Source organism: Micromonospora endophytica, from assembly GCF_003236305.1.
GTDB lineage: Bacteria > Actinomycetota > Actinomycetes > Mycobacteriales > Micromonosporaceae > Micromonospora > Micromonospora endophytica.
On record NZ_POTX01000036.1, the window covers coordinates 21,998 to 34,209 of the forward strand.

Below are 12,212 nucleotides of genomic sequence, written 5' to 3' on the forward strand. Positions count from 1 at the left end.
CCTGAGAAGTAGCTGAGAGCATCCGAATCATTACTCTCGAGTGGTGCTGTGTGGGTGTCGAGTCCGGCTGGAGTGCGGCCGCCACCCCCACCGCACGCGCACGGGCCGCTGATGCTCTCGCCTTCAGGTGCAGGCGGGAGCTCTCACCGCGCGGTGTTCCCCAGGTGCGGCGTGGCGGCGAGCACACAGCAACATTTCAGGATGCCTGCCTAGCCTGGCCGGCATGTCCCGCGATGGTGAGCCTCCCAGTACCGACCAGCCTGAGGTCCGAGAGGTGGCGTGCCGGTGACCGAGTGGCTGCTGCTGGCCGTCGCGGTCCTGCTGATCGCGGCGAACGCACTGTTCGTGGCCGCGGAATTCGCCTTCGTGACGGTCGATCGGGCGACGGTCGAGCGCCGGGCGCAAGACGGCGATCGCCGCTCCGCTGGACTATTGGCAGGGTTACGGACCTTGTCCACCCAGCTGTCCGGGGCCCAGCTGGGCATCACTGTCACCAGTCTGATCGTCGGGTTCCTGGCCGAGCCGTCCCTGGCCACGCTGCTGCGCGGCCCGCTCGGGCTCACCGGCCTCTCCGACTCCGCGGTGACCACCATGTCGCTGGCGCTGGCGCTGGCGCTGGCGACGGGCTTCCAGATGGTCTTCGGTGAACTCGTTCCGAAGAACTGGGCGATCTCCGAGCCGCTGCGCGTAGGCCGCGCCGTCGCCGGGGCGCAGCGCGGCTTCACCACCGCCGCCGGCCCGCTGATCCGTTTCCTCAACGGCACCGCCAACCGGATCCTTCGCCTGATGGGCATCGAACCGACCGAGGAACTGGCCTCGGCGCGGTCCCCGCAGGAACTGGCCTCGCTAGTCAGCCGATCCGGCCAGGAGGGCACCCTCGACGCGCGGACCGCGGAACTTGTCGCGCGTTCGATCGACTTCGGCGAGCGTACGGCGGCCGATGTGATGACCCCGCGTACCCGCGTGCGGTTCGTCGCCGCCGACGCGCCCGCAGCGGAGGTCCTGGCCCTCGCCGCCGGCACCGGGCACGCCCGATTCCCGGTCACCGGCACCGGCGTGGACGACGTCGTCGGCGCGGTGCACTTCAAGCACGCCCTGGCCGTGCCCGCCGTAGAGCGGTCCACGCAGTCGGTCCGGACGATCATGTCCGGTCTGCCGGAGGTGCCGGAGACCATGCCGCTGGATCCACTGCTGGCTGTCCTGCGCGAGCAGGGACTGCAGATGGCGGTCGTCGTTGACGAGTACGGCGGCACTGCTGGCATCGTCACGCTGGAGGATCTCGTCGAGGAGATCGTCGGTGAGATCGCCGACGAGCAGGACGCCCCGCATCGCCGCCACCACCGCGCCGCCGACGGCACGTGGACCCTGTCCGGCCTGCTGCGCCCCGACGAGGCGTCCCGGCTGATCGGCCTCGACCTGCCGGAGGCGCGGGACACCGACACCCTCGGCGGGCTCGTGACCGAGCACCTCGGCCGCTTCCCGCAGGTCGGCGACACCATCACCCTGCCCGTCGCCGACCGGAACCAATCCGACCCGGACGGTCTACCGACCCCCACCCATGCCGAACTCGCCGTCACCCGGCTCGACGGCCGCCGTGTCGACCGGCTCACCCTGCGCCGTACCGACAACCACCTGAGCGAGGAAGCCCGGTCATGAGCGACCTCACCGCGATCCTGCTGGCCGTGGCGCTGCTGGCCGGCAACGCCTTCTTCGTCGGGGCGGAGTTCGCCCTGATCTCCGCCCGCCGTACACAGATCGAACCGCGCGTCGCGGCCGGCTCGTCCATCGCCCGGATCACCCTACGGGCGATGGAGAACGTCTCCCTGATGATGGCGGGCGCGCAACTCGGCATCACCGTCTGCTCCCTCGGCCTCGGCGCGATCGGTGAACCCGCTGTGGCGCACCTGCTGGAGAAGCCCTTCGCCGCCGTCGACGTACCCGAGGCGCTGCTGCATCCCATCGCGTTCACCATCGCCCTGGCAGTCGTGGTGTTCCTGCACATGGTGCTCGGCGAGATGGTGCCCAAGAACATCGCCCTCGCCGGCCCTGAACGCTCCGCCCTGATCCTGGGGCCGGTGCTCTACGGAATCGTCACCGTCCTGCGTCCGCTGATCTGGCTGCTCAACCAGATCGCCAACGCCGTCCTGCGGCTGCTGCGCGTCACTCCGAAGGACGAGGTGGCCTCCACCTTCACCAACGAGGAGATCGCCGGGTTCATCGCCCAGTCCCGTCAGGAAGGGCTGATCGACCAGCAGGAACACGACCTGCTCACCGGCGCGCTGGCCTTCAACGATCAGACCGCCGCCACCGTCGCGCTCCCGCTGACCTCGCTCATCACCCTGCCCCGGGACACCACCGTCGCCGAGCTCGAACGCCAGTGCGCGGCAACCGGATTCTCCCGTTTCCCGCTCACCGACCCACAGGGCGAGCTCACCGGGTACGTCCATGTCAAGGACATCCTCGAGCTGCCAGCCGAACAGCACGACGAGCCGCTCGACCCGGGGCTGATCCGACCGCTCGCGACCCTCGACTCGACCAGGCCGCTGCGCGACGCGCTCACCGTCATGCAACACCGCGGCGCCCACCTCGCCACCGTCGTCGACCTGTCCGGCCAACTCCTCGGCCTGGCCGCGCTCGAGGACATCGTCGAGAAGCTCGTCGGCGAGGTCCGCGACGCCACCCAACACACCACCGACCGCACAATGGTTCCCTCATGACCCGGCGTCCGTGGTAGCTGTTGCAGCTCGATCGGCTTGCTGTACTTCGTGTCCGGGCGCATCAGCAGTGTCAACCAGTGCAGGCTCGCTCGTGCAGCACACCGAGCAGCGCGGCCAGCCACACGACCTTACGGCTGGACCCGATCTGACCCGATCAACCCGAGATGAGCGGCAAGTGGTCTGCGAGGCGTCAGCCTTTGGCCTCGTAGACCAGAATGGCGACCTGAACCCGGTTCGTGCACCGCAGCTTGGCAAGGATGCGAGACACGTACGCCTTCACTGTGGTGACGCTCATGTACAGCGTGGCGCTGATCTCGGCGTTCGACCGGCCCTCACCGATGGCGTCTGCGACCTCGCGCTCGCGGTCGGTCAGCCGTGCCAACGCCGTGCGTGCCCGGCTCGCCCGATCGTCGGCGGACGGCGGTCCGGCGTCAGTGCCGGTTCGCACCACGTGGTCGATCAGCCGTGCGATGACCGGCGGGGAGAGCATCGACTCCCCCGCGGCGACTCGACGGACCGACTCGATGATCTCCAACGGCGGAGTGTCCTTCAGGAGGAATCCGACGGCGCCCGCCCGAAGTGCCCGCAGAATGTGCTCATCGGTGTCGAAGGTGGTGATCACGACGACGGCGGTAGGGCTCTCGGATGCCTGCAACGCCTCGGCTGCTGACAGGCCGTCCATCCCCGACATCCGGATGTCCATGAGAACCAGATCGGGTTTCAGGCGGCCGGTCGCCTCGATCGCCTGGGCGCCATCACTCGCTTCCCCGACCACCTCGATGTCATCGCTGGCGCTGAGCACCAACGACAGTCCTACCCGCACCAGCGGGTCGTCGTCCACGATCAGCACCCGAATCACGTCTGCCACGGCAGCCACACCTCCAGACAGAACGACAGCCCTCCCGCCGGATTCTGTCGGATGCCGTGGTGCGATCGGCCGCCGGCGAGGCCCACCCGCTCGGCGAGTCCGACCAGACCGGTACCGGCGCCGGGAATGATCGTGGCTCCGTCGGCCAGCCGGTTGCACAGCTCCACGTGCAACTCGTCCTTGGGGGTCCGGGTCAGATGCAGGTGCACCTCGATGCCCGCTGCGTGCTTGCGTGCATTGGTCAGCCCCTCCTGTACCACCCGGTAAGCGGTACGGCTCATCGACGCGGACATCGCCCGGTCGGGCCGTTCGTCGGTGACGGCGATCTTGGCGCCGGCTTCCCGGCACTCCGCTACCAGGGTGTCGAGGTCACCCAGGTCCGGCTGAGGACGCAGGCCTACCGGTCCACCGTCGACCGTCAGGCCGCCGCCGCGCAGTACACCCAGGATCTCCCGCAGGTCGTCGAGGGCTTGGTGCGCGGTGACCCGGATCGTCCCAGCCAGTTTCGACACGTCGGCTGCGGGCAGGTCGGCACGAATCTCCAAGGCTCCTGCGTGCAGGCTGACCAGCGAGATCCGATGCGCGAGGACATCGTGCATCTCCCGAGCAATGCGAACGCGTTCGACGGCTCGGATCTGCTCGGTGCGCAACTCCGCCTGGGCCTTGGCCCGCAGGGCCCGGTCACGCACCGCCGCGGCGGCGTCCCGCCGCGCCCGAACGACGGTGCCCAGCATCGCCGCCATCATCAGCAGGAACGCGTGGAACGTGCTGATGGCCAGCGCGGACTGGTGCGGGTCCGGCCGGACCAGTAGGTACGGGATGTGCGCCACGAGATAGGTCGCCATGAACGCTGCGGTGACCCCCCACCGGCGGTACTCGGCCAGCGTGAACATGATGATCAGAAGCGAGCCGACGACCATGTCGGTGAGCATCACCAGTGGAGCGAGTGCAAGAGCTACCCTGACCGGGTAACGCCGCCGCCACCACAGCATGGTCGACCCGATGACACCGGGCACCAGGGCCCAGAACAACGCCCGGCCGGTGACCTGACCGATGTCCTCGGCCTCACCGGCGAGCGCGACCGCGATGACCAACGCGGCGCTGACGCAGCAGACATCGGCAGCTATCTCGCGGGCTCTCCGCCGCCGCGGTTCGAAGGTCATGAGCACCTGATCGGTGGCCAGCGTTGATCTTCACGCAGCAAGGTGGCCGGATGGATCCAGCTCATGACCGCAGACTACCGACCGCAGGACGCCGGGGGCAGTCGACCAAAGTCGGGGACCTTCGGACAGGGACCGGATACTTTTGCCAGTCGAGGCAGGAGCTGCTTGGGGCCAGGATTGGATCGTCCGGCGTGCGACGACACGCCCTCAGATCGCCGAACCGGAGATCACCCCATGACCGACACCACGGAGCGAACGGCGCAACCGGTCCCCCCCGAACTCAGCGATCGGACGGTCGCGGTCCGAGCCGATGGCGTCACCAAACGGTACGGGCTGGGCGAGAACGCCGTGGTCGCGCTGGACGACGTGACCATCGACCTCACGCGGGGGGAATTCACCGCGATCATGGGCCCGTCCGGCTCGGGCAAGTCGACGCTGATGCACTGCCTGGCCGGCCTGGACACGGTCGACGCCGGACGGGTGTTCCTCGGCGGCGACGAGCTGACCCAGATGAACGACAAGCAGCTCACCCGGCTGAGGCGGGATCGGATCGGCTTCATCTTCCAGTCGTTCAACCTGATTCCCACGCTGTCGGCACTGGAGAACATCATATTGCCGATGAGCGTCGCCGGCCGGCAGCCGGACGCGGAGTGGCTGGACACCGTCATCGAGACGACCGGTCTACGCGAGCGACTCGAGCACAGGCCCAGTCAACTCTCCGGTGGACAGCAACAGCGGGTGGCGTGTGCCCGGGCTCTGGCCGGCCGGCCGGACGTCATCTTCGCCGACGAGCCGACCGGCAACCTGGATTCCCGCTCCGGCGGTGAGGTGCTGAAATTCCTGCGTGAATCGGTTCGCTCCGGTGGGCAGACAATCGTGATGGTCACCCACGACCCGGTGGCCGCCGGATACACCGACCACGTGGTGTTCCTCGCCGACGGGCGACTGATCGATCGCCTGCAGGAGCCGACCCGGGCGACCGTGCTGGAGCGGATGAAGGATCTGGACACCCGGGTGGCAGCGGTCGAGAAGGAGCCTCGCGCATGATCGCCAAGCTGGCGGTGCGCAACCTGCTCGCCCACCGGGCCCGGTTCCTGTTCACCGCGATGGCTGTGACGCTCGGGGTGGCGTTCGTGTCGGGAACGATGATCTTTCGGGACACGGCGAGCCAGAGCTTCGGGCCGCTATTTGAGAGACGGGCACAGGCGGAGACGATCACCGTTCGTGGTGTGGAGACGATCACCGTTCGTGGTGTGGAGACGGTCTCCGGTGAAGGTGCACCGCCGCCGACCGTGCCTGCCGAGGTGCTCGCCACACTCGACCAGAAGGTAACCGACGCCGAGGTGTACGGTCAGATCGAGGGCTATTCCGCGCTGGTGCGTGACGATGGCTCGATCGTCGGAGAGGACGTCAACGCCAACCTTGGCGGGGCGTTCACGCCACGTCCCGGTGCCACCCTGACCCTGCTGAGTGGTCGGGAACCGGCCGGTGCGGACGAGATCGTGGTGGAGACCAGGACCGCGACCGAAGGCCAGGTCAAGGTCGGTGACTCGTACACCGTGGTCGCCCAGCGCGATACCCGCAGGATGAAGGTCGTTGGCATCTTCGAGCTCCAGGACGATGACATCGGCCGGGTCGTGACGTACATCGGCTACTCACCGGCGGTTGCCCACGACCTGCTCACCGGATCGGGTAACTACTCCGCGATCTTCCTCAACCCGCGTCAGGGCATCTCCCAACAGCAGGTCCTCGCGCAGGTCCGGCCGCTGCTGACGCCGCAGTACGAGGCGACGACACCGGACCAACAGGCTGAACAGTTCGAGGCGGAGCTCAAGGACCTCTTCGCACTGCTGAGCCGCTTCCTGCTGGCCTTCGCCGGAGTCTCAGTCGTGGTCAGTTCATTCATTATCTTCAACACATTCACGATGCTGATCGCGCAGCGCACGCGGGAGTTGGCGCTGCTGCGCGCCCTAGGGGCCGGGCGCGCCCAGGTGACCAGAGCCGTACTCGCCGAAGGGCTGGGTGTCGGACTGCTCGGTGCCACCCTGGGCCTGGTCGCCGGCGTGGGGGTGTCGTTCCTTCTGCGGTTGCTGTTCACTCAGTTCGCGGGCACCCAGCTGCCGATCCGCGCGCCGGTCGTCGCATCGGCGACGGTGTTCTGGTCGTACCTCGTGGGTGTGCTGGTAACGGTGGCGGCGGCGTACGTCCCGGCCCGGCGTGCGTCGCGGATCCCCCCGATGGCGGCGCTACGCGACGACGTCGCGGAGGCGCGTCGAACCCGATTGGTCCGACTGGTCCTCGGGCTCACGGTGGCACTGTTCGGCGGTGCGGGACTGGCCGGTGGGATCGCGGACCGTGGTGCTGATGGGGCTGCGCTGGTGGTGATCAGCGGGGTGATCCTGCTGCTGGCCGCCGCAATGGTCAGCCCCTGCCTGGGGCGTCCGGTGATTCGCGTGCTCGGCTGGCCGATCGCGAGGCTGGCCGGCGCGGTGGGCCGAATGAGCCGGGAGAACGCCCGCCGTGACCCTCGCCGGTCGGCGGCGACGGCTTCCGCGCTGATGGTCGGGCTGGCCTTGGTGTCGGTGGCGACGGTGCTGGCCACCTCGATGAGTGCGTCCGCCGAGGCGGACATCGACCGGCAGTTCGGCGCCGACTACACGATAGAGCCGCGTGGGCTGACCGGATTCAAGCGGGAGGTCGTCGAACAGGTGGCTGCGGTGCCAGGCGTCCGTACCGTCACGCCGTTGCAGATCGGCTCGCTGCAGGTTGGCCGTGAGGAGATGGCCGCCGTGGTCGCCGATGCCCGGGCCCTGTCGGTGCCGACCAACCTGACGATACTGGAGGGCTCCGCGACGCTGGGACCCGACGACATTCTGGTTCAGCGCTCGCTCGCCGAGTCAAAAGCCTGGCAGGTGGGCAGCACGGTGGCGGGCAAGTACCCGGACGGCAAGCCGGCCACCTTCCGCGTTGGTGGGATCTTCGCCGACAACAAGGTGGTGGGCCGCTCGATCATGATTCATCCTGACGGCTACACCAGCCACGCGCCTACCACGCTGATCCAGAAGGCATTCATCGACTTCGACGATGCGCGGGCCGCGACGGCGCTCGCCGGTGTGCGGGAAACGCTGCGGGCGTATCCGAACGTCGACCTCCAGGACCGGGAGGATGCCAAGGCCGCAGCCCGGCAGGGTATCGATCAGATCCTTGCAGTCGTGGTGGTGCTGCTCGTTCTCTCGATCGCGATCGCGGCCCTGGGGATCGTGAACACCCTTGGCCTGTCGGTCATCGAGCGGACTCGGGAGATCGGCCTGCTGCGGGCGGTAGGGATGGCGCGGTCGCAGGTCGCTGCCATGATCAGATACGAGGCAGTCATGATTGCGCTGTTCGGTGCGGTCCTTGGCGTGGGGCTCGGCGCGGCTGTCGGATGGGCCCTCCAGCGGGCGATGGCCGACGAGGTGAGCACACTGGATGTTCCCGTCGGGCGCCTGGGCCTCTATCTGCTCGCGGCGATCGTCATTGCGGTCGTCGCCGCGCTGTGGCCCGCCCGTCGCGCATCCAAAATGAACGTTCTCCAGGCTATCCACAATAGTTAGGCCGAATGGAGCCGTGCGGTCAGCAGTCGTACCGCACGGCTCCATTCGGCAAATTGGGTTGGCAGGCTGCTGCGGAATCCATGGAACCGATCAATTCGAGGTACGGCGTCAACTCACCCCGCGTGGGCGCTCTGCGTCGCCAACTCGCGTGCGTACGCAAGGATCAGGGGATTTCCTGGAACAGATTCGCCGCCGGCTCCTGCACCAGGCGCGTATCGATGAGCCCCTCCAAGGCACGGCGAGTGTGATGGGACTCGGTCCCCGCCAGGATGATCGCGGTGGGAGGCTGAAGGTGCTGGTGGGCGCGCGTTTGCGATATTTCGGGCTGTCGTGAGGTGGGCAGGAAGGTTGAGGATGTCCTCGTCGGTGGCGAGGGAGTGCGGCGTGCCTCCAAGGGGCGGAGCGCCGGTGAACAGGCAGGGGCAGTTCCGTCTCAGGTATTGGCTGCGTCGCGTACGAGTAAGGCGATCTGCACGCGGTTGCTCAAGCCAAGTTTGACCAGCGAGCGGCTGACATGCGCTTTGATCGTGGTTTCGGTGGTGTGGAGTTCGCGGGCGATCTCGGCGTTGCTGAGGCCGCGCGCCACGGCTTGGACGACGTCGTGTTCCCGAGGCGTGAGGACGCTCAGTCGCTGCCGGGCCGCTTGGTAGTCGGCCGTTTGCCGTCGAGCGAATGCGTCGATGAGCCGCCGAGTCACGGTGGGTGAGAGCATGGCGCTGCCGTCGGCCGCTGCCCGGGCTGCGGCGACGAGTTCTCGCGGGCCGGTGTCCTTGAGCAGGAACCCAGACGCGCCGTTGCGAAGGGCGGTGTGGACGTAGTCATCGAGGTCGAACGTGGTCAGCACGACGACTTTCGGCGGGTCCGGCGTAGCGGCGATGCGTCGCAGGGCGGTCAGGCCGTCCATGCGCGGCATCCGCACATCTAGGAAGACCAGATCGGGACGATGTTGCGAGATCGCGGCGAGCGCGTCCGCGCCGTCGCGGGCCTCGGCAACGACCGTGATGTCCTCGGCGCTGTTGAGAATCATGCGCAGACCGGTACGCACCAGTGGCTCGTCGTCGACGATCAAGATGCGGATCACGAGGGCATCCTCGCCCAGACGCTGAAGCCGCCAGTGGGAGCCGGCTGGGCGGAAAACTCGCCGCCCAGCAGCACGACGCGCTCACGCAGGCCGGTCAAGCCGAGCCCGCTGCCGGGCAGTGTGAGTCGCCGAAGCGAGCCAGCCGTGTTGTCGACCTGTATCTCCAGGGCGGTAGGCAGCCACCGGACGGTAACCCGCGCTGTGCTGCCGTGTGTGTGTTTGCGGATGTTGGTCAATGCCTCCTGGATGATCCGGTACGCCGCGTGCTCTGTCATCGGGTGCAGCACGTAGGGCCTACCTTCGTCGTGGCGGTGCACGGGCAGGCCCGCTACCCGCGCTTGGTCGAGCAACCGGTCGACGTCGGTCAGCTTCGGCTGCGGGTCGGCAACCGGCGCGGCGACCCGGTAAGTGCGGTGGTCTCGCTCAGGTGACGAGGAAAGGACGCCGAGGACGTCACGCAGTTGTGACATGGCCTCGCTGCCGGTGTTCCGGATGAGTTCGGCCTGGGCCGCCGTCGCCGCGTCGGTAGCACTGATCTCCAACGCGCCGGCGTGCAGCACCATGAGTGAGACGTGGTGGGCGACAACGTCATGCATGTCGCGAGCGATACGTGCGCGTTCCTCAGCACGGGCCTGATCGGCTCTGGCGGCCTGCTCACGCTGGAGCTGACTGGCCCGCCCGCGCAGTTCGGCGACCACCTGCCGCCGCGCCGCGACCAGCAGCCCGATCATGAGCGGAAGCCACACAAGTACGACCACGCCGCCGCCGTCGGACGTCAGTGTCGTCGCGGCGGTCGGGATCAGCATCGTCCCGCTCGCGGCGACCGCATAGATCGCCAGGTCGCGGGGACGTCGATAGCTCGTGGCGGCGAGATAGGAGGCCAGCGCCACGAGCAGACCGGAGGATCGGAAGAACAGATCCAGGGTGGCGACTAGGTACAGCGGCCACAGGCGACGTGGGGCAAAGCGCGCCGCCGCGGCGGCGGACAGGCCGACAACCGTTGCCTGAATGGACGTCGGTATCCCGGTCAACCCTGCCAGTTCCTGTAGGTAGGGGCGCAGGCCGGCCGTGGTGGAGAGGAAAGGGCTGAGAAAGGCGACGGCGGTGAGAATGTAGGGGGACAGCCTGGCCCGTGTCGATTCCAGCCATGACCAGCTCCACGTGCCATCTTTCACCCGGGCCAGCGTACGTAGCGTCCAGACCATCTCACCAACTCAACCAACGCAGGTACCGCCCTCGCATACTGGCTGGCCGGTTTCCTTCCCGCATGTCTCGTGGCTGCTGCCCGCGGAGAATCTGGACACCGAGGGGAAGGCAGGCAAAACACAACGTGGCCGCGGACGGGCCTTCGAACACATCGCTGGACTTCAACACCCCGGCCCACAGCGTGGCCCAGTACACCAGCAGAAGACTGCGGCCCAACCCGAATGTCCCGGAGCGGTAGGCGCCGATTGCCAACAGTAATCCGCCCACGTACTGGCCAGCGGCGGCGATCACCGGGATGTTCCAGGGCCCGTAGGAGATGTCGACGTACTCGGTCATCACCGCATCGGTCGCGGCTGCGAGGCCCTGCACCTCAGTGAGTTGGAAGGCGGTGTAGTCGACGCCGGCGTGGTACAGCCGCGCGAACAGCCCGAGGATCAGCAGGACCCCGCCCCACTGCGCCAGGCGTGGTGACCGGGGCGCGACGATCTGGGCCAGGGTGGCAACAGCCGGCCACATCACGAGCCCTCCAGCGACGAACAAGGCATAGCCGGCGGTCACCAGCGCGGGCTCTGACGCGTATGCCGCCAGTTCCGCCGGCGCTGCGAACGGCTGCTCATCGAAGTGTTTCCGCAGCGCCGGACTGAACTCCGCCGCTGAACGCGCCCACCACCGCAACGTCAAGCCGAGCGCCCACAGCGTCGGCCCGACGATCAATGCGACGCCGCCGATGACGTGCCCAGGAAACCATGGACCGCGCCCAGCCGGCATCAGCTCATTCGGTTGATCCGCCGTTTCGATCTCCACCGGGCAACCGTAAGAACCACACACCGCGTCGCGCGTCGTCAATTGGAGACACCGCTGTGTAGCTTAAGTTAGGAGTCCGAGTTGCTTCGGACGCGCGGGCTGGGCTTGGGACGGGCGACGAGACGGTGGTCGAGCACCAGGAGAGGATGCCAGCCACTCCGCAGTCCCCCGTGTGGGGCTGCAAGCCGGAAAGGCACCCGCATTGGACGAGCAGCGGCTGACTTGCTGGGCGGAAGCGATCGAGGCGGCCGTCGAGCGTGCGTTGCGTGACATCGTGTCGAGGTATCCGTTCGAGCCGGACGAGCACACCGTGGGTCCGCCGGCCTCGGAGTCGGAGCTCGCCATGCTCCGGCAGCGGCTGCCGTGGATACCCGACGACCTCCTCGCCGTCGCCAGATGGGTGGGGGAGGTCTCCTTGCCCGACATCGCAAACGGCTACTTTCTGTTCTCGCCTCGCTACATCCAGACCGTGCTGGACCACAACGACGGCATCCCGGACCGCATCGGCGAACCGTTCGACGAGGACGTCGATGTGGTCATCTTCGGGGCCGACGGCGGCGGTGCACGGTACGCCATCGCCGTCGGTGACACCGGTGCCGTCTATCGACTGCGGGAATGCGGATACAAGCAGGGCACCTATTCCGGCTCCGCCGTGTCAAGCCCCGGGTTTGATGGACAGTTGGTTAGCTGGTTTTCAGGGGTGCGGGGACCGGGTGGGTCATCGCGTGTAGGGCCTCGTGTTCGGCGGGTGGGATGTGTCCGAGTTCGCCGTGCAGCCGG

Annotated in this window: 10 protein-coding genes; 5 read left to right on the forward strand and 5 right to left on the reverse strand. The window is 67.7% G+C overall.

The genetic code is table 11. The annotated features are described in order from the left end of the window. Nucleotides 1-285: 285 nt before the first annotated feature. Nucleotides 286-1,656, forward strand: a complete 1,371-nt coding sequence (locus C1I93_RS08260; protein ID WP_111242645.1) for a hemolysin family protein — start codon at nucleotides 286-288, stop codon at nucleotides 1,654-1,656. Beyond that, nucleotides 1,653-2,717: a hemolysin family protein gene (locus C1I93_RS08265; protein ID WP_111242636.1), complete on the forward strand. Its 1,065-nt coding sequence runs from the start codon at nucleotides 1,653-1,655 to the stop codon at nucleotides 2,715-2,717. The genes C1I93_RS08260 and C1I93_RS08265 overlap by 4 nt, the downstream gene beginning before the upstream one ends. Before the next feature lie 190 nt (nucleotides 2,718-2,907). On the opposite strand, the gene C1I93_RS08270 is transcribed toward C1I93_RS08265, so the two are convergent. After that, a complete protein-coding gene (locus C1I93_RS08270) occupies nucleotides 2,908-3,585 on the reverse strand; it encodes a response regulator (protein ID WP_111242646.1) in 678 nt (225 codons plus the stop codon). Further along, nucleotides 3,573-4,748, reverse strand: coding sequence for a sensor histidine kinase (locus C1I93_RS08275; protein ID WP_146603460.1), 1,176 nt, complete (start codon nucleotides 4,746-4,748; stop codon nucleotides 3,573-3,575). The genes C1I93_RS08270 and C1I93_RS08275 overlap by 13 nt, the downstream gene beginning before the upstream one ends. A 234-nt stretch (nucleotides 4,749-4,982) precedes the next feature. On the opposite strand from C1I93_RS08275, the gene C1I93_RS08280 reads away from it, so the two are divergent. Next, nucleotides 4,983-5,795: an ABC transporter ATP-binding protein gene (locus C1I93_RS08280; protein WP_111242638.1), complete on the forward strand. Its 813-nt coding sequence runs from the start codon at nucleotides 4,983-4,985 to the stop codon at nucleotides 5,793-5,795. Then, entirely contained in the window at nucleotides 5,792-8,341 is a 2,550-nt protein-coding gene (locus C1I93_RS08285) for an ABC transporter permease (protein WP_223256410.1), read from the forward strand. Before C1I93_RS08280 ends, C1I93_RS08285 begins: the two co-directional genes overlap by 4 nt. A 433-nt stretch (nucleotides 8,342-8,774) precedes the next feature. Here the strand turns inward: C1I93_RS08285 and C1I93_RS08290 are convergent, their stop codons facing one another. Genes C1I93_RS08290 through C1I93_RS08300 form a run of 3 tightly spaced genes read right to left on the reverse strand, consistent with a single transcriptional unit; the run spans nucleotide 8,775 to nucleotide 11,432 of the window. Beyond that, a complete protein-coding gene (locus C1I93_RS08290) occupies nucleotides 8,775-9,422 on the reverse strand; it encodes a response regulator (RefSeq protein WP_111242639.1) in 648 nt (215 codons plus the stop codon). Then, entirely contained in the window at nucleotides 9,419-10,597 is a 1,179-nt protein-coding gene (locus tag C1I93_RS08295) for a sensor histidine kinase (RefSeq protein ID WP_181445065.1), read from the reverse strand. Before C1I93_RS08295 ends, C1I93_RS08290 begins: the two co-directional genes overlap by 4 nt. 31 nt (nucleotides 10,598-10,628) lie before the next feature. Next, the gene (locus C1I93_RS08300; RefSeq protein WP_111242641.1) at nucleotides 10,629-11,432 is read right to left on the reverse strand and encodes a hypothetical protein; all 804 of its coding nucleotides are present in this window, start codon (nucleotides 11,430-11,432) and stop codon (nucleotides 10,629-10,631) included. 202 nt (nucleotides 11,433-11,634) lie between these two features. On the opposite strand from C1I93_RS08300, the gene C1I93_RS08305 reads away from it, so the two are divergent. Then, nucleotides 11,635-12,212, forward strand: a 578-nt coding sequence (locus C1I93_RS08305) for an SMI1/KNR4 family protein (protein WP_146603461.1), incomplete at its 3' end; no start/stop codon positions are given.

Excerpts from the sequence above, each read along its gene's own strand:
- C1I93_RS08265 (WP_111242636.1), top strand. The coding sequence starts at position 1,653 with ATGAGCGACCTCACCGCGATCCTGCTGGCCGTGGCGCTGCTGGCCGGC.
- C1I93_RS08275 (WP_146603460.1), bottom strand. The coding sequence starts at position 4,748 with ATGACCTTCGAACCGCGGCGGCGGAGAGCCCGCGAGATAGCTGCCGAT.
- C1I93_RS08280 (WP_111242638.1), top strand. The coding sequence starts at position 4,983 with ATGACCGACACCACGGAGCGAACGGCGCAACCGGTCCCCCCCGAACTC.
- C1I93_RS08285 (WP_223256410.1), top strand. The coding sequence starts at position 5,792 with ATGATCGCCAAGCTGGCGGTGCGCAACCTGCTCGCCCACCGGGCCCGG.